Below are 17,696 nucleotides of genomic sequence, written 5' to 3'. Positions count from 1 at the left end.
CGGCGGTGCCCGACGACCGTCCCAGGAGAGTGGTCGCCATGTCCCCCGTCCCGGCCCCCGCCCCCGCAGCCACCGCCGACCGCCCGGCCGCCCCGGCCTCCGTCCGGACCCCGCACGCGTCCGTCACCGACGGCAGACCCCCCACGGCCGTCGAGAAGGCCGCCGCGGAAGGGAGGACCGTCTGATGTGCGGGCTCAGCGGCGAGGTCCGGTTCGACGGCCGGCAGCCGGATCTGGCCGCGGTGGAACGCATGACCGACCGGCTCGCGCCCCGCGGGCCCGACGGCCGCGGGCTGTGGTCGCAGGGGCCCGTCGCCCTCGGCCACCGGCGGCTGAAGATCATCGACCTGACGGACAGCGGCGCGCAGCCGATGGCCGACCCCCGGGCACGGGTCGTCGGCGTGTTCAACGGGTGCGTCTACAACTACCGCGAGCTGCGCCGCGAACTGGCCTCGCGGGGCCATCAGTTCTTCTCGGAGTCCGACACCGAGGTGGTCCTGAAGGCCTACCTGGAGTGGGGCACCTCCTGTGTCGACCACTTCCTCGGCATGTTCGCCTTCGTGATCGTCGAGCAGGACAGCGGGCGGATGGTCCTGGCCCGCGACCGGCTGGGCATCAAGCCGCTGTACCTCGCGGAGTCGCCCGGACGGCTCCGGTTCGCCTCCTCGCTGCCCGCGCTGCTGGCGGCCGGCGGGGTGGACACCTCCATCGACGCCGTCGCGCTGCACCAGTACCTCAGCTGGCACGCGACCGTGCCCGCGCCCCGCACCGTCCTCAACGGCGTGCGCAAACTGCCGCCCGCCACCGTCCGGGTCGTGGAGCCGGACGGCACGTACCGCGACCACTGCTACTGGCAGCCCGCCTACACGCGCCGCCCCGAGTACGCCGGTTTGAGTGCGGAGGACTGGACGGACGCGGTCCTGGAGGCGCTGCGCACGGCCGTGCGGCGCCGGATGGTCGCCGATGTGCCGGTGGGCGTGCTGCTGTCGGGCGGCCTGGACTCCAGCCTCATCGTGGCGCTGCTGGCCGACGAGGGGCAGTGCGACCTGGCCACGTTCAGCGTCGGCTTCGAGTCCGAAGGAGGCGAGGAGGGCGACGAGTTCCACTACTCCGACCTGGTGGCACGCGACTTCGGCACCGACCACCACCAGCTGATGGTTCCCTCCGACCGGGTCTCGCGGGCCCTGGAGGGTGCCGTCCTGGCCATGAGCGAGCCCATGACCAGCCACGACGTGGTCGCCTTCCACCTGCTGTCCGAGCAGGTGGCCAAGGAGGTCAAGGTCGTGCAGAGCGGTCAGGGCGCCGACGAGGTCTTCGCCGGCTACCACTGGTACCCGGCGATGGCACGCGTGCCCCGGCACCGCGCGGCCGACGCGTACGCCGAGACGTACTTCGACCGGCCGCACGCCGACCTCGCTCGCATCCTGGACCCCTCGGTGCTGCCCGGCCATGACGTCTGCGACGACTTCGTGCGGGAGCACATGGCCGTGCCGGGAGCCGAGACCGCGCTGGACGCGGATCTGCGGCTGGACACCCACGTGATGATGGTCGACGACCCGGTCAAGCGGGTCGACAACATGACCATGGACTGGGGGCTCGAGGCCCGCGTGCCGTTCCTCGACCACGAACTGGTCGAGCTGGCCGCCGCCTGCCCGCCCGGACTCAAGCTCGCGGACGGCGGGAAGGGCGTCCTGAAGGAGGCGGGCCGCAAGGTCCTGCCGCGGGAGGTCGTCGACCGGCCCAAGGGCTACTTCCCCGTCCCGGCGATCAAGCACATGGCAGCACCGGTGCTGCTACGCGTCCGCGAGGCCCTCTACGCCCCCGAGGCGCGGGCCCGCGGGCTGTTCCGCCAGAGTTACGTCGACGAGCTGCTCGCCGCGCCCGACGCCCACCGCACCAAACGCGGGGCGAACGCGCTGTGGCAGGTTGCATTGCTGGAGATATGGCTGCAGACCCACGGAATCCGCTGACCGGCCCATCCTCACCACCGCCCCCGGCCGGGGGCGCGGGGGGTACGCGGGCTGCCCTGCCGAGCACGGGGGCCGCCTCGCCGAGTGACGCGAGGGGGTGCCCGCCCCCCGAACGAACCCGGCCGGACCGGGCCGTGACCGACCCGGCCGGGGTCCGGGCGGGCCCCGAGCGGCGTGATCGGGCGGAAGGCGGGGCGGGCCCTGCGCGGGGAGATCGGGTCGGCTCGAGCGAGGCGGGCTTCCCGTGGAGCGACCGGGCCGGGGAGGCGGCGGACTCCGCATGGAGCCGTCAGGCCGTGGCGGCGGACGGTGGGCGGGCGGTCCGGGCAGTGGGCGCGGCGAACGAGCCGCGTGCGAAGCCGGCGGAGCCCGGGGTGGACCGGCCCCGCACCGCTGGGGAGGGAAGCGTGGCGGAACACAACGCGGAACCCGTCCGCGCCCCCTCGGCAGGACAGGCGGGGAGCCGACCTCACCCGGGCGCGAGCATCACGGACCGGCCGCACCCGTCGGAGAGCGGCGTGAAACGGCCGCACCCGCCGGAAGGCGACGTCCAACAGCCACACCCGCCAGAAGGCGACGTGGCCGAGCAGCCGTCGGCAACGCCGTCGGATATGGGCCTGGAGCGCGCGGTTCCCGGCCGGGTGGGGAGCGGAGTGGCGCAGGCGGCGCCCGAGGTCGTCCTGGTGCCGGACACCGCCCTGCCGCTCGACGCCGTGCCGAGGGTGCTCGTCTCGCACGGATGCTGGTACCCCTCGGCCGACCCCGGGGGACGGTATGTCGCGTTCATCTGCGACCGGGGCGGGGTGCCGCAGTTGTGGGTGGGGCCGGTCGACGGCGACGACGTGCATCTCCTGGACACCGAGCTGGATCCGGTGACCGAGGTCGCGTGGTCGCCCGACGGACGGTGGATCGCGTACACCACCGCACCGGGCGGCAGCGAGCACACGCGCGTGCTGTGCGTACGCCCCGACGGCACGGGGCGGCGGGTCCTGGCGGGCGGCGAGCCGGGGAGTTCGGCGTACCTCGGCTGCTGGACGCACGACGGTTCGGCACTCGCCGTGACGGTCGCCGAGGCCCCCGCGCACCTTCCCCCGGCCGGTGCGGAGGCCGGCGCCGGACACGCCGGACCGAGCGGGTTGCTCGGTCCCGGCGCGGGCGCCGCCTCCCGCGTCTCGCTCGCCTCCGACGCCGCCGCCACGGTCCACCCGGAAGGCTGGACCGTGCGGGACGGCCGCGCCACCCTCCTGGGCGCGCCGTCCCGCCCGGCGCCGCCGACGACCCGCGTCACCGGCGTCTCCGCCGCCGCGGACTCCGGTGCGGCCCCGGCCGAACCCACGCCCAGGACCCTGTCGGCGTACCTCGTCGACCCCGACGGCTCGGCCGCCCCCGTACTGCTGGCGAGCGAACGGGAGGCCGCCACCCTGCGCGTGTGCGACATCAGCCGGGACGGTCGGCTGGCGCTGGTGCGCCGGGGACCGCGGGCGCGGCGGGAGGCCCTGGTGGTGCGCACCCGGGATCTGCGGGTGACCTGCGCGGTGCCGGTCGCCGACGGCGACCCGTGGATCGGCACGTTCGCGCCGGACGGCCGCACGCTGTGGCTGCGCAGCGACCACAACCGTGAGCACGCCGCCCTGTACGCGGTCGCCCTCGACCGGCGGGGGCGGCGGCTCAGGCTGGCGGTGGCCGCCCAACGCGACGGAAGTGGGCTGGAGTTGCTGGCCGTGGACCGCGACGGCCGCGGCGCCGTGCTGTCCTGGAACGTGCGCGGGGTCAGCGAGCTGGAGGTGGCCCCGCTGGTCCCGGTCCCCGGTAAGGTCCTCGGTCCGTCCCGCGCCGTGCGGCTCCCGCACGAGGTCGTCACCCGGGTGGCCGTCACCGCGGACCCGGACGCGCCCGTCGTGGCGCTGTCGGGATCGCTGCGGCGGCCCGGTGTGTGGTGGCTGCCCCAGGGCGCCGCGCTGCGCACCCCGTGGTCCTCGCGCGACGAGGACGTCGTCGCCCCGGGCGTCCACCGTCCGGTACGGCCTGTGCCGGTGCGCCCCGTCGCCCGGGACGGACTGGGCCTCGGCGGCTGGTACTACCGTGCGCCGGGCCGCTCGCCGAGGGAGCCCGCCCCCTGCGTCCTGCATCTGCACGGCGGTCCGGAGGAGCAGGAGCGCCCGGTGTTCGACCCGCTCTACCACGAGCTGCTGGGCAGGGGCCTGGACGTCTTCGCCCCCGATGTGCGCGGCTCCTCCGGTTACGGCCGTTCCTTCGTCGACGCGGATCTCGGCCGGGGCCGGTTCGCCGCGATCGACGACGTCGCCGACTGCGCGGCGCACGTCCTGCTGGAGGGCCTGGCCGACCCGCTCCGGCTGGCCGTGATGGGCCACTCCTACGGCGGCTATCTGGCGATGGCGTCCCTCGTGTGGCATCCGGAACTGTTCCGCACCGGCGTCCCGGTGTGCGGGATGTCGGACCTCACGACGTTCTTCGCGGGCACCGAGCCGTGGCTGGCGCAGTCGGCCGCGCACAAGTACGGGCATCCGGAACGCGACCGTGAGCTGCTGCACGCGCTCTCGCCGATGAGCCGCGTCGACGCGCTGCGCGTGCCGGTGCTGGCCGTGCACGGCGAACACGACACCAACGTGCCGCCCGGCGAGTCCGAGCAGTTCGTGTGGGCGGCCCGGGAGCGCGGGGTGGAGGCGGAACTCCTCGTCCTGCGCGACGAGGGTCACGACTTCCGGCGCGCGGACAACCGCCGTGCCTTCCGCAGGGCCGCGGCCGACTGGATCCAGCGTCACCTGACCGGCTGACACGCGGGCCTTCCACTTCCGGATCCTCCGGCACGTCCCGTGCCCTCGACCACGCGGTTTCGGGCGCGCGCCCTCCGGGCACCCGTGCCAGGCTTGGGAACGGCTGTGGACGGTGCGGTCGGGACGCGGCGGAAGGGCGCAGCGAGGAGGTCCGGACATGACCGAAGCCGGTACGGCGGCGACCGGCACGGGCGGAACCGCCCGCTGGGAGAACCAGTGGTACGGGCCGCAGCCGAACGTGGCCCAGGCTGCCGGATACGCCGACGCCCCGCCCCGCATGGGCTTCTTCACCGACACCTCCGTGTGCATCGGCTGCAAGGCCTGCGAGGTGGCATGCAAGGAGTGGAACTCGGTGCCGGAGGACGGCCTCGAGCTGACCGGCATGTCGTACGACAACACCCAGGGGCTCGGCGCCGACACCTGGCGGCATGTGGCCTTCATCGAGCAGCGCAAGCTTCTGGGCGGTCAGGAGCCGGGGGTGGACGACGGCGGTTTCGACGCGTTCGAGGCCGCCCGGCAGCTCGGCTCCACTCCCTCCCCCGGTCCGGGGGCCACCGCCCCCCCGCCGGAGCCGTCCCCCGCGGACGCGCCGGCCGGCACGATCTCCCCCGTGTCGCCCGACGGGCGGACCGAACTGCGCTGGCTGATGTCCTCCGACGTGTGCAAGCACTGCACCCACGCGGCCTGCCTCGACGTGTGTCCCACCGGGGCGCTGTTCCGCACCGAGTTCGGCACCGTCGTGGTCCAGCAGGACGTGTGCAACGGCTGCGGCTACTGCGTGCCCGCCTGCCCGTACGGGGTCATCGACCAGCGCAAGGAGGACGGCCGGGTCTGGAAGTGCACCCTGTGCTACGACCGGCTCGGCGTCGGCATGGAACCGGCCTGCGCCAAGTCGTGCCCCACCGACTCCATCCAGTTCGGCCCGCTGGACGAACTGCGCGAACGGGCGGCCGCCCGGGTGGCGCGGCTCCACGCGGCCGGTGTCACCGACGCCCGGCTGTACGGCGAGAGCCCGGACGACGGGGTCGGCGGCGACGGCGCGTTCTTCCTGCTGCTCGACGAGCCCGAGGTGTACGGCCTGCCGCCCGACCCGGTGGTCACCACCCGGGATCTGCCCGCGATGTGGAAGCACGCGGCGACCGCCGCCGTGTCGCTCGTCGCGCTGTCCGTCGCCTCTTTCGTCAGGAGGCCCCGATGACCGGACCGGACGTCCCTCGTGACGGCGCCGAGGGGGCGCGGCCCGGCCGGGCCGCCCCGATCGGTGCCGGAGCCGGGCGCGGACGGCACCGGCGTCGCCGCGGACGCGGCGAGCAGTCGATGGTGCCCGAGGCCCGGTTCTCCTCCTACTACGGCCGGCCGGTCCTGAAGAGGCCGACCTGGAAGTCCGTCGACATCGCCGGCTACCTCTACCTCGGCGGCCTCGCCGGGGCATCGTCGCTGCTGGCGGCCGGGGCGCAGGCCACGGGGCGGCCCGCGCTGGCCCGGACGGCGAAGCTGGGCGCGGCGGGCGCGATCTCCGGCTCGCTGGTCGCGCTCGTGCACGACCTCGGCCGACCCGCCCGTTTCGCCAACATGCTGCGCGTCTTCAAGCCCACCTCGCCCATGAGCGTGGGTTCCTGGCTGCTGGCCGGGTACGCGCCCCTGTCGATGGCCGCGGCGGCCGCCGACGTCGCGGGCCGCTACCGCGTCGCGGGCGCCGCCGCCACCGCGGGCGCCGCCGTCCTCGGTCCGGCGGTCGCCACCTACACCGCCGTACTGATCTCGGACACGGCGGTGCCCTCGTGGCACGAGGGCTACCGGGAGATGCCCTTCGTGTTCGCCGGTTCCGGCGCCAGTGCGGCCGCCGGGCTGGCGCTGGCCTGTGTGCCGGCCGCGCAGGTGGGACCGGCCCGCCGTATGGCGCTGCTCGGCGCGGCGCTGGAGATGGTCGGGTTCCGGCTGATGAAGCGCCGGATGGGCCTGGCGGGCGAGCCGTTCGAGCAGGGCACGGCGAACCGGCTGCTGAGGGCGGCGGAGTCGCTCACGGTGGGCGGCGCGGCGCTGGCGGCGGTCACCGGGCGGCTGCGCGGCCGGGGTCCGGCCGTGGCGGCCGGGGTCGCCCTGCTGGCCGGCTCCGCCGCGCTCAGGTTCGGCGTGTTCCACGCCGGGGTGGCCTCCGCGGAGGACCCCAGATACACCGTCGTACCGCAAAGGGAGCGACTGCGGGCCCGAGCCGGGTGACCGGACGGGCCCCGTGCCGGACGACCGGACGGAAGGAGACCAGGCCCCTGCCCTGCCGTCGACGGGACCGGGGATGCCGTCCCCGCCGGGCTGCGCGAGGATGTGTCGCAGGAGCACTCGTGACACCGTGCCGCGCCGGCTGAGGCGCCCGCGGCGAACACGCGGCGGACAGGGCCGCGCGGACGACCGGAGGACACCGAGCAGCAGTACCGAAAGGGCTCCATCTCATGGGTGTACGCACATGGATCGACTCCTGGCCGGTCTACCGCCAGCTCAAGGGCACCGATCCCCTGGGCCGCGGGGCGGCCGCCAAGAGCGGGCCCAGCGCACGGCTCAGCCCCCGGGTCGCCTCCGCGGACCGGGTGGTGAAGTCGATCTGCCCGTACTGCGCGGTGGGCTGCGGCCAGAACGTCTACGTCCAGGACGAGCGGGTCACGCAGATCGAGGGCGACCCGGACTCCCCCATCTCCCGCGGCCGGCTGTGTCCCAAGGGCGCGGCCAGTCTTCAGCTGACCACCGGCGGCGCGCGTGAGCACCAGGTGCTGTACCGGCGCCCGTACGGCACCCGGTGGGAGCGGCTCGACCTCGACACGGCGATGGGCATGATCGCCGACCGGGTGATCGAGTCCCGGCGCGCCGGCTGGGAGTGGGAGGTCGACGGCACCCGCACCCGGCGCACGATGGGCATCGCGAGCCTGGGCGGGGCGACGCTGGACAACGAGGAGAACTATCTGATCAAGAAGCTCTTCACGGCGCTGGGCGCGATCCAGATCGAGAACCAGGCCCGTATTTGACACTCCTCCACCGTTCCCGGTCTGGGAACCTCGTTCGGCCGCGGCGGCGCGACCACCTTCCAGCAGGACCTCCAGAACTCCGACTGCATCGTCATCCAGGGCTCGAACATGGCCGAGTGCCATCCGGTCGGGTTCCAGTGGGTGATGGAGGCCAAGGCCCGTGGCGCCAAGCTGGTCCACGTCGACCCGCGGTTCACCCGGACCAGCGCGCTGGCCGACGTGCACGTGCCGCTGCGCGCGGGCTCGGACATCGTCTTCCTCGGCGGGATCGTCAACTACGTCCTGAGCAACGACAAGTACTTCCGCGAGTACGTCGTGGCCTACACCAACGGGCCCGTGGTACTGCGGGAGGACTTCCAGGACGCCGAGGACCTCGACGGCGTGTTCTCCGGCCTCGACCCCGACAGCCGCAGGTACGACATCACCAGCTGGCAGTACGAGGGCATGGAGATGCGGGCCGTCTCCGGTCAGCGCGACCAGGACGACGAGAGGCGCGCCGGCCGCCGCCGGGTGAGCGAGTCGGCGCGCGGCGAGGCCCACGGGGCGGGCGGCCCCGGCATCGGCGCGGGCCAACCCGAACGCGACGAGACGATGACCCACCCGCGGTGCGTGTTCCAGGCGCTCAAGCGGCACTACGCCCGCTACACCCCGGAGATGGTCGAGCGGATCTGCGGGGTGCCGCAGGACCTGTTCCGCCAGGTGTGCGAGCTGGTCACCGAGAACTCCGGGCGCGAGCGGACCACCGCGTTCGCCTACGCGGTGGGCTGGACCCAGCACACCGTGGGCGTGCAGTACATCCGCGCCGCCGCCGTGCTCCAGACCCTGCTCGGCAACATCGGCCGGCCGGGCGGCGGCATCATGGCCCTGCGCGGGCACGCCTCCATCCAGGGGTCGACGGACATCCCCACCCTGTTCGACCTGCTGCCCGGCTACATCCCGATGCCGCACGCGCACCACGACGACGATCTGGACTCCTTCGTCCGGGGCGAGGCGGCGACCAAGGGCTACTGGGGCAACATGCGCGCGTACCTGGTGAGCCTGCTCAAGGCGTACTGGGGTGACGCGGCGACGTCCGAGAACGACTTCTGCTTCGACTATCTGCCGCGGCTGACGGGCTCCCACTCCACCTACGAGACGGTCACGGCCCAGATGGAAGGCGTCTGCAAGGGCTACTTCCTGCTGGGCGAGAACCCCGCGGTGGGCTCCGCCAACGCCAAGATGCAGCGCCTGGGCATGGCCAACCTGGACTGGCTGGTCGTGCGCGACTTCTCGCTCATCGAGTCGGCCACCTGGTGGAAGGACGGCCCGGAGATCGAGACCGGGGAGCTGCGCACGGAGGACATCCGCACCGAGGTGTTCTTCCTGCCGGCCGCCGCGCACACCGAGAAGGACGGCAGTTTCACCAACACGCAGCGGCTGCTGCAGTGGCACCACCAGGCCGTCGAACCGCCCGGCGAGGCGCGCAGCGACCTGTGGTTCACCTTCCACCTCGGTCGGCTCGTCCGGCAGAGGCTCGCGGAGTCCACCGACCCGATGGACCGGCCGGTCCTCGACCTGACCTGGGACTACCCCACCAGGGGCGAGCAGGCCGAGCCGGACGCGGAGAGCGTCCTGGCCGAGATCAACGGCCGCGACGCCAAGGGCGACCCGCTGGCCTCCTACGAGCAGCTCGCACCGGACGGATCCACCACGTGCGGCTGCTGGATCTACTGCGGCGTGTACGCCGACGGTGTCAATCAGGCCGCCCGCCGCAAGCCGGGCCGGGAGCAGAACTGGGTCGCCAACCGGTGGGGCTGGGCCTGGCCCGCCAACCGCCGGGTCCTGTACAACCGGGCCTCGGCCGACCCCGACGGCAGGCCGTGGAGCGAGCGCAAGGCGCTGGTGTGGTGGGACGAGGACGAGGGGCAGTGGACCGGCCACGACATCGCCGACTTCGCCAGGGACAAGGCCCCGTCCTACCAGGCGCCGCCGGACGCCACCGGTGGTCAGGCGCTGTCGGGCGGCGACCCGTTCGTGATGCAGGCCGACGGCAAGGCGTGGCTGTACGTGCCGGCCGGGCTCACCGACGGCCCGCTGCCCACCCACTACGAGCCGCAGGAGTCGCCGTTCCCGAACCTGCTGTACGGGCAGCAGCGCAATCCGGTGCGGTTCGTGACGCGGTCGCTCCCGGACAACCGCTACGGGCCCAGTGCCGGCGAGCCGGGTTCGGAGGTGTTCCCGTTCGTGGCCACCACCTACCGGCTCACCGAGCACCACACGGCGGGCGGTATGTCGCGCTGGCTGCCGTATCTGGCGGAGCTGCAACCGGAGTTCTTCTGCGAGGTGTCGCCGGAACTGGCCGCCGAGCGCGGTCTGGAGCACACCGGCTGGGCGACGATCGTCAGTGCCCGGGCCGTCATCGAGGCACGGGTGCTGGTCACCGACCGGGTGCCGCCGCTGACCGTGCACGGCCGCACCCTGCACCAAGTGGGCCTGCCCTACCACTGGGGCCCGAACGGCTACAGCACCGGCGACGCGGCCAACGAACTGCTCCACCTCTCCCTCGACCCCAACGTCCACATCCAGGAGGCCAAGGCGTTCGGCGTCGACATCCGCCCGGGCCGCCGCCCCAGGGGCCCGGCCTCCGTGGAGCTGGTCCGCTCCTACCAGGCGCGAGCGGGCATCGACGAGCACACCGGAACCCAGCTCTGACCGGCGGCCGGCGCGGGGGCTCACCTCAGCACGACGGAGTGGGCCCCGCGCGGGACCAGTTCGCCGATCACCGGATGGCCGGGGATCTCCCCCGCGACGAGGAGGCCGCCGGAGGTCTGGGCGTCGGCCAGCAGGAGGCGGGTGTCGGCGTCGGTGTCGCCGAAGTCGGTGACCGGCTCCACCCAGGCCAGGTTGCGCCGGGTGCCGCCGCTGACGTAGCCGTCGCGTACGGCCTCGCGGGCGCCGTCCAGGTAGGGCACGGCCGCCGTGTCGATCACCGCGGTCACGTCCGAGGCGCGGGCGAGTTTGTGCAGGTGGCCCAGGAGGCCGAAGCCGGTCACGTCGGTGGCGCAGGAGGCTCCGGCGGTCAGGGCGGCGGCGCAGGCGTCCCGGTTGAGGGCCACCATGGTGGACACGGCCTGCTCGAACCGCTCGCCGGTGGCCTTGTGACGGTTGTTCAGCACGCCCAGGCCGAGCGGTTTGGTCAGGGTCAGGGGCAGTCCGGGCCGGCCGGCGTCGTTGCGCAGCAGCCGGGCCGGGTCGGCCAGGCCGGTGACGGCCATGCCGTACTTGGGTTCGGGGTCGTCGACGCTGTGCCCGCCGCCCACGTGGCAGCCGGCCTCCGCGGCGACCTCGAGACCGCCGCGCAGCACCTCGCGGGCCAGCTCGAAGGGCAGCACGTCACGCGGCCAGGCCAGCAGGTTGACCGCCAGGACGGGGCGGCCGCCCATCGCGTAGACGTCCGACAGGGCGTTGGCCGCGGCGATGCGCCCCCAGTCGTAGGGGTCGTCGACGACGGGGGTGAAGAAGTCGGCAGTGGACACCACCGCCTGCGCGGCGCCGCCCCGATCGGGCAGCGTCACGACGGCCGCGTCGTCGCCGGTGGCCAGGCCGACGAGCAGCGGGGTGTCCCCGGCGGTCGGCGGCGCCGTCGGCAGTCCGCCGAGCACGTCCTCCAGCTCGCCCGGTGGGATCTTGCAGGCGCAGCCGCCGCCGTGGGCGAACTGGGTGAGCCGTACGGGGGTTCCATGGGTGGCGGTCACGCTGGGTCTCCTGGTCTCGGTGGTCCCGGTGGCGGTCCCGGTGTTCCCGGTGGTCTAGTCCCGGTGTTCCGGCACGGCGTGTCCGGGACCCGCCGCGCCCACGCCGTCCCCCGCCGGCCTTCCGGTAGCCTGGCGCCCGGTGGAGGCGTGTGGGTGCCTGGTGGCCCTCCCGGTCTTCAAAACCGAGGTGCCCGAGGATCTCGGGCAGGCGGGTTCGATTCCCGTCCGCCTCCGCCTCCTACCTGTACCGATACAAATCCCGGCCAAACACGGGCCTAACCCTCCTGCCGTAATCCCTCTACCCTGCCCTCATGGCGAGCATCCGCAAGCGCGAACGCAAGGACAGCAGCGCGATCTACCAGGTCCGGTGGCTGCAAGGCGGCCGCGGCGGCAACTGGGAGACCGAGAAGTTCGGCGACGAAACCGCGGCCAATCAGTTCAAGAAGCTGGTCGACGCACACGGCCAGCAGTGGCCGCCCGGCTGGGTCAAGGGCAAGGGCTTCGTCGAAGAGCCGACCGCGCCCGGCGACATGCCACTCCTCGCATGGGCGCACCGCTACGTCGACCGCCTCACCGGCATCGACGAACGCACCCGGCAGGACTACCGGCGCGACGTGGACAACCACTTCTCCATCATCCGCCACACCCGCCCGGACGGCACGGTCGTGGACGCCACCATCGGAAACGTCGCAGCCGACGACATCCAGGACTGGGTACGCGCCGAGGAGAAGGGCGAGCGGTGGGTGCGGATGGTGTCGAGGAGCTGCGCAAGGCGTGCTTCGCGGGCGGCCTGCGAGGCGCTCAGACGACCCGCCCGCTCCTGACGTGTGGCTTGCGCAGCAGCTCGGCGAGCATCGCACGCCATCACCAACGAGGTGAAGCAGATCGACCCCAAGGACCACCAGGCCAACCGCCTCGTGATCCTTAAGCGGCTGGCCGAGTCGTACGCCCTCGTCTACCACGGCAGCAACATCGAGCAGCCGAAGAGCTGACGACGCAGGCCAGACGCCCTGTCACCCCGTCCGACGAAGGCAGGTGACGGGGCGTCGTCGCGTCTACCGCTTCGGCGGAATCCGAACCGGCACCCACTCATCCTGGCCATCCCACCGAGCGAACAGCTGCGGAGGAATCGACCCCGCCATCAGGAAGGCCACCGCCTCCCCCCGCTCCAACGAGACCTCCTCGCCGCCCCTCAGCCCGAAGACGTACGGCAACTCCTCGTCCTTGAAGACGATGTTGCGCGCCGACGCTGTCCCGTCATTGCGCAACCGGTAGGCGTCTTTCTCCTCGTGCTCTAGACGCAGCTCCACCCGGGGCCGTGCGGCCTCCTCGTCCGCCGCGACCTGCCGGGCAAGGGTGGCCTCCGCAACGTCGGCCGCACGCTTCCCGTCCTTCTGTACTCTCAGGCTCACCCACAGTGCGCCAGCCGAGAACACCAGCGCCACCCAACCGGGCGCGTCCGCCCACCCCATAGCTACATCCCCTTCCAGATCCGCCACGCCCGTGACCGGTCCGTCCCGATCAGCTGGCCAATCTCAGGGAAGTCCATACCGCCTTGGTGCTGCGCGTCTACCGTCTGCTGCCGGATTTCCTTCGGCAACGTCCCCTCGCCCGGCCACTCGCGCAGCACCAGGCCGGCCGCCTGCGCCCGTACGGCCGCGTCTTGGATCGACTCCAGACCGCGCAGCGCGGCCCGCACCGCCGCGCGCGCCTCGTCCTAGCCCTGCTCTTCCGCCATACCCGGCGCACCCGGAAGCCCCAATGATCAACGTCGCCATCTACCTGATCACCGTCTGCACCACCACCGCAGGCATCCTCTGCCACCCACCCGTCCTCGCCGACTGGATCCGCCGCACAGCCGCGTTGACGGCCCGCAACCTCACCCACAGCTCCCACGCCACACCTACTCTCGAACGGCCCGCAGCACGCCGCGTACGCCCCATCCCCGCCTGGGCCCACACCGAGCCCTACCAGTACGACGAAGCAGCCTGAACGACGGCCCGGCGACCGATCACTGACCTGCTCCACTGAGAGGGCAGCCCCGCACCCGGTCGCCGGCCACCAACCCTCACGGAGGACTCGATGACCCAGCCCCGCCGCTTTCACCTCCAGCGCGACCACGACGTCACCGGCGTCTCCGGCGTCGGCCGTGTCGCCAACGGCGTCCTCTGGCCCGACGGGACCGTGACCATCCGCTGGACCGGCGACCGACCCTCCACCGTCCACTGGGACGACCTCGCCCACGCCCACCACGTCCACGGACACGGCGGCCACACCCGCATCGTCTGGGCCGACCCCGAACCCACCGTCGATGACTACCCGATGGCCGACGGCTGCCCGCACTGCCCCGACGGACACACCTCGCCCGACCACGGCCAGCCCTGGGGCGTCCACATCGGGCCCGAGCGCTACGAGAACGGCCAGCCCATCCGCATCTACGTCCAGCGAACCGGTGGCGCCCACGTCGCCGAGTCCGACGCCGAATGGATCCGCACGCGACTGAACGGCAGCCAGCCGTGACCCGCGGCAGCCGGGCCCTGTGCGCCCTCTACACCGCCACCGCGTTGTGGCTGGGCTACTGCACCCTCCAGCAAGCCCACTACGGCCAACTCTGGCCCGCGGCCCTCCTCGCCGTAGCCAGCCTCGCCCCCATCATCGGCGTGATCCGCGAGACCGTCCTCGCCGACGAACGCCACCAACTGGCTGCCCTGGCCGAACGCGACGCCCGGCCGGGCCACGGCCGTCCACTCACCGCCCACGAGCAAGCCGCCTTCAACCGGCTCGCCCTCGCCATCGAACTCCCCAACGACCCCAGGAACACGGCATGAGAACCCCACAGTTCGAGGGCCACGTGGACCCGGGCGGCAAGCTCCACTGCATGGGCCACGCCCGACCGACGGATCCGCTATGCCGGAAGCCGGCCACCTGGCACGTGGCGTGGGTGCTGGCCCCACGCGGCCACTTCACCCACCTTTGCGAAGGGCATATGGCGGCCGCGGCTGAGGTTTACGACTACGTCGACCGGCACCTCACCGATGCCAACTGCGGCATGCCCGGCACCGGCTGGGCAAGCGGCAACCCCAGCTTCTGCGTGGTCGTGCCCCAGGACGAGACCATCAATCGCGGACACGGGAGCGCCACATGACCGGCCCGTCGTCCACGCCCCGCGGCGAGCACACGCCCACCCCCGGCGTCACCTGGAACACCCGCCTGATCAGCCTCGCCGAAACCATCGTCGACCTCGACGACAACGAGTCCCCGTTCGGCTGGCGCGACCTGCCCGAGCCGCCCCGACCCAACCGCGAGACCCGCCGCGCCGCCCAGCGCGCAGCACGGAGGAAGCAGTGACCATCACGGGGGCGCCATTGTCTGATCAGGCCTGCTTCTCCTGCTCCCGCATGAACTCCTCAACGAGCGCGGTGTTCCTGCGCATCGCCGCCCGAAGCTGCCGGCGGTGGAACCGGTCGCGCCCCTCCTCGACCACCCGCTTCCAGCCTTCCCGCGCATCTACCAGGCGCTCGCACACCAGGAACTCGATGATGTCTTCGAGGCTCGGCCGGAACCGCTTCCCTCCCACAGGGAAGTGCAGCTTCTCCAGCGGGCGTTTCTCGTCCCCCTGCCGATTGAGCGCCTCTAGCGCCGGTGAGATGCCGTGCACCTGCAAGTGGGCGCTGGTGTACCTGTCCTTCTCCCGTTCGTAGTCGAAGTGGCACAGGCAGGTCTGCAGCTCCTCGTCGGAGAAGATCCCGCAGTACGACTTGTAGACCGTCAGATACCTACCTTCATGATCCATATGAACTTGGTAGCTCAAGTTCATCCAGACCCGTGGCCTCTTGTTGTCGATCCGCACAGGAAAGCCCGTCGGCTGCGTCAGGTTCGAACGCGACAGGCCGCTACCCACAGTGAATACCGGGGTGGCGTCAAAGGGGCGCTGGACAGCCCGAAGCCGCACATCGCGGCAGACCGTTCCGTTCAGCGTGCTCTGTAGCTCCTGGGCGAATTCGAAAGCCTTCCGCTCCAGGTCAGAGATCAACCGTGCCGCCAATCGATACCCATAGCGCGTGCGCTGCAGCCGACGTGAAGTCCCGCTCTCGGGCTTGCTGCTCCAGCTCCGCATACGTCAGACCTAGATCGTTAAGAGCGTGGCGTGCGGCTGCTCGGAACTCTTCCGCAGACACGATGATCACGGTCTCGTCGTCATGGTCTGTCGCCCACTGCTCAATCACAGTCATCGCTGTTGTCCCCCCAGACGGCATGTGGCGTAGTCAGTGTGTCGCATAGGCCTGACAGCGTGAACCACTCGGGCAGGCCTCGCTATTGGTATGCCCTGAATGGTCGAAGATTTACCAACGACAGGGTGACGGAGAGCACTCCACTGCGACGAATGGACAGCCCTCGCACGAACCCGAACGAGGACTAGCAGCACGCTCGCGTCTGCGTCATCGCTGCCAGGCTGCTGGCCAATTCGCAACCTTGTCGACAAGGCGACCCCACACCACCCTTTCAAGGTCACTAGTGACCACAAGGGGGAAAGCGTGCCATTCGGTAGTGGAGACCGCGCCCAGGTTCAACGGATCATCGATCAGCTTGGGAATCTCGCCACCGACCTTGCCGCAGTCAAGCAGCAGGTCGCCGACCAGCAGCACACCATCGACCAGATTCGCCGGGACACCACCGCCGCGATCACCAATGGTCTCGCCGAGATTCGGGCCGTCGCCCGCGACGCCCTCGCCCGCACCAACGACATCGTCACCGGGCCCGTCGCGAGTATCGGCGGTGAACTTGTCACCATCCGCAGCGCCATCACCCAACTCGACAACCAGATCAGGACACAGACCGCCAACACACCGACCCCGGCGGACACAGCCGACCCTCCTGAACCCGAGACGACACCGGCACCAGAGCCCGAAACGCCCCCGGAGCCAGCTCCGACCGTCGAACCCCAGTCCGCGCCCGAACCGCCACAGCCGTCGGACGAACCCGACACGGAAACCCTCCGCGCCGCCGCCGGCATCTCGACCGCCACCCTCCACGCCCACCGTGACACCTGGGAATTCATCGTCAAGCACGCTGGAACAGACCAGCACTTCCACCTGCCTGCCGAAGTCCAGGACGCTGCCGGGACGATCCTGGCCAAAGTGTCCGGGCCCAGCCTCGTCGCAGCCCTGACCAGTCTCCATCGCGTCAGCCACACCGCCGACGATGCTGGTACGCGCGCTATCGCCGCACACCTGCATGAGCGGCTCGTTGAGACCGTGCAGGAGATCGTCACCCGGCCCCACCGCGGCGACGGAGCCGAAGCAGTCCGCATCGTCATCGACGACCGAGCCGCACCCACCGACACCGACACCTGACAGCACGATGCCCCGCCCCTCGTCCGAGGGAGCGGGGGCATCGTCGTCAGGCGCGCAGCATCTCAAGCGGCGCCAGCACCGGCGCGCAGTCCAACCCGCTGTCGAAGCGGCGCCAGTTGCAGCTCCCTCTGACCAACCCCAACCCCCCCAGACACGATTTCAACACAAGACCTCCACAATCGGTCCGGCGTAGGTCATGCTTCATCGTTCGACCGGAGCATCCCAGGGGGGACCATGAGCGACGACACCACACCCGCGCCCACGCTCGAAAACGAGCCGCCGACGAAGAGGCGCCCCACCCGCATGATCGCCATGGCATCGGCCGTCGCCGCCATCATCGCCGTCGCCGGCGTAGGCCTCGCGATCTCCAGCAACAAGAGCGACGACAAGGCCACACCATCCGCCGCCACCACCAGCAACGCGCCGGACCCAACGCCCAGCACCAAGGACGTCGCCCAACAGTTCGCCGACTGGAGAGACAACGGCGGCCTCGACACCCTCACCACGCTGACCGACGACCTCAAAGCCGTCAGCGACGCCTCCGACCCCGTCGACCTCGACGACCTCCGCGACAGCTGCTCCACCCTCACCGCCGACATCGAAACCGCCCAAGAAGGCGACCCCCTCCCCGACACCGCCACCAACACCCGCTGGAGCCTCGCCCTCGAGCACCTCGGCAACTCAGCCACCGCCTGCACCCTCGGCGCCGTCAGCAGTGACCAGGCGTCGTTCGACCTCATGGCGTCCGAGATGGAGATCGGCCTCAAGCACCTCACCGCCGTCAACAAGCGTGTCGACGAAGCCCTCGGATAACGACGAAGCCCCCGCCC

Annotated in this window: 19 protein-coding genes and 1 tRNA gene; 15 read left to right on the top strand and 5 right to left on the bottom strand. The window is 71.8% G+C overall.

Annotation, left to right across the window (positions count from 1 at the left end):
* Nucleotides 1-38: 38 nt before the first annotated feature.
* The 6 genes from TNCT6_RS40190 to fdh all read left to right on the top strand — a co-directional run bounded on the left by TNCT6_RS40190 (nucleotide 39) and on the right by fdh (nucleotide 10,469).
* Nucleotides 39-185, top strand: coding sequence for a hypothetical protein (locus TNCT6_RS40190; RefSeq protein WP_172633126.1), 147 nt, complete (start codon nucleotides 39-41; stop codon nucleotides 183-185).
* Nucleotides 185-1,969 carry an N-acetylglutaminylglutamine amidotransferase gene (locus TNCT6_RS32350; protein ID WP_141364709.1) on the top strand — a complete coding sequence of 595 codons (1,785 nt, stop codon included), beginning with the start codon at nucleotides 185-187 and terminating at the stop codon, nucleotides 1,967-1,969. Before TNCT6_RS40190 ends, TNCT6_RS32350 begins: the two co-directional genes overlap by 1 nt.
* A gap of 611 nt (nucleotides 1,970-2,580) precedes the next feature.
* Complete coding sequence (locus TNCT6_RS32345) at nucleotides 2,581-4,764, top strand: alpha/beta fold hydrolase (protein WP_141367000.1); 2,184 nt, start codon at nucleotides 2,581-2,583, stop codon at nucleotides 4,762-4,764.
* Nucleotides 4,765-4,921: 157 nt separating this feature from the next.
* Nucleotides 4,922-5,962: a 4Fe-4S dicluster domain-containing protein gene (locus tag TNCT6_RS32340; protein WP_141364707.1), complete on the top strand. Its 1,041-nt coding sequence runs from the start codon at nucleotides 4,922-4,924 to the stop codon at nucleotides 5,960-5,962.
* Nucleotides 5,959-6,984 (top strand): NrfD/PsrC family molybdoenzyme membrane anchor subunit, encoded by a 1,026-nt coding sequence (nrfD, locus tag TNCT6_RS32335; protein WP_172633125.1) that lies wholly within the window; start codon nucleotides 5,959-5,961, stop codon nucleotides 6,982-6,984. The genes TNCT6_RS32340 and nrfD overlap by 4 nt, the downstream gene beginning before the upstream one ends.
* A 227-nt stretch (nucleotides 6,985-7,211) precedes the next feature.
* Entirely contained in the window at nucleotides 7,212-10,469 is a 3,258-nt protein-coding gene (fdh, locus tag TNCT6_RS32325; protein WP_172633124.1) for a formate dehydrogenase, read from the top strand.
* Nucleotides 10,470-10,489: 20 nt separating this feature from the next.
* Here fdh and selD read toward each other — a convergent pair whose 3' ends face one another.
* Nucleotides 10,490-11,512, bottom strand: coding sequence for a selenide, water dikinase SelD (gene selD, locus TNCT6_RS32320; RefSeq protein ID WP_141364701.1), 1,023 nt, complete (start codon nucleotides 11,510-11,512; stop codon nucleotides 10,490-10,492).
* A gap of 141 nt (nucleotides 11,513-11,653) precedes the next feature.
* Between selD and TNCT6_RS32315 the strand changes: the two genes are divergently transcribed.
* Nucleotides 11,654-11,746, top strand: a tRNA-Sec gene (locus TNCT6_RS32315).
* 77 nt (nucleotides 11,747-11,823) lie between these two features.
* Nucleotides 11,824-12,336 (top strand): hypothetical protein, encoded by a 513-nt coding sequence (locus TNCT6_RS32310; protein ID WP_141364698.1) that lies wholly within the window; start codon nucleotides 11,824-11,826, stop codon nucleotides 12,334-12,336.
* Nucleotides 12,337-12,567: 231 nt separating this feature from the next.
* Here TNCT6_RS32310 and TNCT6_RS32305 read toward each other — a convergent pair whose 3' ends face one another.
* Nucleotides 12,568-13,011 (bottom strand): hypothetical protein, encoded by a 444-nt coding sequence (locus tag TNCT6_RS32305; RefSeq protein ID WP_141364696.1) that lies wholly within the window; start codon nucleotides 13,009-13,011, stop codon nucleotides 12,568-12,570.
* Nucleotides 12,987-13,211 (bottom strand): hypothetical protein, encoded by a 225-nt coding sequence (locus TNCT6_RS32300; RefSeq protein WP_141364695.1) that lies wholly within the window; start codon nucleotides 13,209-13,211, stop codon nucleotides 12,987-12,989. The genes TNCT6_RS32305 and TNCT6_RS32300 overlap by 25 nt, the downstream gene beginning before the upstream one ends.
* Nucleotides 13,212-13,273: 62 nt before the next feature.
* On the opposite strand from TNCT6_RS32300, the gene TNCT6_RS32295 reads away from it, so the two are divergent.
* The 5 genes from TNCT6_RS32295 to TNCT6_RS32275 all read left to right on the top strand — a co-directional run bounded on the left by TNCT6_RS32295 (nucleotide 13,274) and on the right by TNCT6_RS32275 (nucleotide 14,860).
* Complete coding sequence (locus TNCT6_RS32295; protein WP_141364693.1) at nucleotides 13,274-13,504, top strand: hypothetical protein; 231 nt, start codon at nucleotides 13,274-13,276, stop codon at nucleotides 13,502-13,504.
* A gap of 90 nt (nucleotides 13,505-13,594) precedes the next feature.
* On the top strand, nucleotides 13,595-14,032 hold the full coding sequence (locus TNCT6_RS41250; protein WP_253266300.1) for a hypothetical protein: 438 nt from the start codon (nucleotides 13,595-13,597) through the stop codon (nucleotides 14,030-14,032).
* Nucleotides 14,029-14,340, top strand: a complete 312-nt coding sequence (locus TNCT6_RS32285) for a hypothetical protein (RefSeq protein ID WP_141364691.1) — start codon at nucleotides 14,029-14,031, stop codon at nucleotides 14,338-14,340. The genes TNCT6_RS41250 and TNCT6_RS32285 overlap by 4 nt, the downstream gene beginning before the upstream one ends.
* Nucleotides 14,337-14,657 carry a hypothetical protein gene (locus TNCT6_RS32280; RefSeq protein WP_141364689.1) on the top strand — a complete coding sequence of 107 codons (321 nt, stop codon included), beginning with the start codon at nucleotides 14,337-14,339 and terminating at the stop codon, nucleotides 14,655-14,657. The genes TNCT6_RS32285 and TNCT6_RS32280 overlap by 4 nt, the downstream gene beginning before the upstream one ends.
* Nucleotides 14,654-14,860 carry a hypothetical protein gene (locus TNCT6_RS32275; protein ID WP_141364687.1) on the top strand — a complete coding sequence of 69 codons (207 nt, stop codon included), beginning with the start codon at nucleotides 14,654-14,656 and terminating at the stop codon, nucleotides 14,858-14,860. The genes TNCT6_RS32280 and TNCT6_RS32275 overlap by 4 nt, the downstream gene beginning before the upstream one ends.
* Before the next feature lie 25 nt (nucleotides 14,861-14,885).
* Here TNCT6_RS32275 and TNCT6_RS32270 read toward each other — a convergent pair whose 3' ends face one another.
* On the bottom strand, nucleotides 14,886-15,545 hold the full coding sequence (locus TNCT6_RS32270) for a hypothetical protein (RefSeq protein ID WP_141364685.1): 660 nt from the start codon (nucleotides 15,543-15,545) through the stop codon (nucleotides 14,886-14,888).
* The gene (locus TNCT6_RS32265; RefSeq protein ID WP_141364683.1) at nucleotides 15,535-15,744 is read right to left on the bottom strand and encodes a hypothetical protein; all 210 of its coding nucleotides are present in this window, start codon (nucleotides 15,742-15,744) and stop codon (nucleotides 15,535-15,537) included. The genes TNCT6_RS32270 and TNCT6_RS32265 overlap by 11 nt, the downstream gene beginning before the upstream one ends.
* Before the next feature lie 303 nt (nucleotides 15,745-16,047).
* Between TNCT6_RS32265 and TNCT6_RS32260 the strand changes: the two genes are divergently transcribed.
* The gene (locus TNCT6_RS32260; protein WP_141364681.1) at nucleotides 16,048-16,866 is read left to right on the top strand and encodes a hypothetical protein; all 819 of its coding nucleotides are present in this window, start codon (nucleotides 16,048-16,050) and stop codon (nucleotides 16,864-16,866) included.
* Between the two features lie 234 nt (nucleotides 16,867-17,100).
* Nucleotides 17,101-17,679: a hypothetical protein gene (locus TNCT6_RS32255; protein WP_141364679.1), complete on the top strand. Its 579-nt coding sequence runs from the start codon at nucleotides 17,101-17,103 to the stop codon at nucleotides 17,677-17,679.
* Nucleotides 17,680-17,696 lie beyond the last annotated feature (17 nt).

Origin of the sequence: Streptomyces sp. 6-11-2, assembly GCF_006540305.1 — a bacterium.
In the GTDB taxonomy this organism is placed as follows: domain Bacteria; phylum Actinomycetota; class Actinomycetes; order Streptomycetales; family Streptomycetaceae; genus Streptomyces.
This window is presented reverse-complemented; position numbering and strand designations above follow the sequence as displayed.

Coding starts and splice junctions, on each gene's coding strand:
- TNCT6_RS41250 (WP_253266300.1), top strand. CDS start 13,595: ATGACCCAGCCCCGCCGCTTTCACCTCCAGCGCGACCACGACGTCACC.
- TNCT6_RS32310 (WP_141364698.1), top strand. CDS start 11,824: ATGGCGAGCATCCGCAAGCGCGAACGCAAGGACAGCAGCGCGATCTAC.
- TNCT6_RS32350 (WP_141364709.1), top strand. CDS start 185: ATGTGCGGGCTCAGCGGCGAGGTCCGGTTCGACGGCCGGCAGCCGGAT.
- TNCT6_RS32275 (WP_141364687.1), top strand. CDS start 14,654: ATGACCGGCCCGTCGTCCACGCCCCGCGGCGAGCACACGCCCACCCCC.
- nrfD (WP_172633125.1), top strand. CDS start 5,959: ATGACCGGACCGGACGTCCCTCGTGACGGCGCCGAGGGGGCGCGGCCC.
- TNCT6_RS32295 (WP_141364693.1), top strand. CDS start 13,274: ATGATCAACGTCGCCATCTACCTGATCACCGTCTGCACCACCACCGCA.
- TNCT6_RS32265 (WP_141364683.1), bottom strand. CDS start 15,744: ATGACTGTGATTGAGCAGTGGGCGACAGACCATGACGACGAGACCGTG.
- TNCT6_RS32345 (WP_141367000.1), top strand. CDS start 2,581: ATGGGCCTGGAGCGCGCGGTTCCCGGCCGGGTGGGGAGCGGAGTGGCG.
- TNCT6_RS32340 (WP_141364707.1), top strand. CDS start 4,922: ATGACCGAAGCCGGTACGGCGGCGACCGGCACGGGCGGAACCGCCCGC.
- TNCT6_RS40190 (WP_172633126.1), top strand. CDS start 39: ATGTCCCCCGTCCCGGCCCCCGCCCCCGCAGCCACCGCCGACCGCCCG.
- TNCT6_RS32255 (WP_141364679.1), top strand. CDS start 17,101: ATGAGCGACGACACCACACCCGCGCCCACGCTCGAAAACGAGCCGCCG.
- TNCT6_RS32280 (WP_141364689.1), top strand. CDS start 14,337: ATGAGAACCCCACAGTTCGAGGGCCACGTGGACCCGGGCGGCAAGCTC.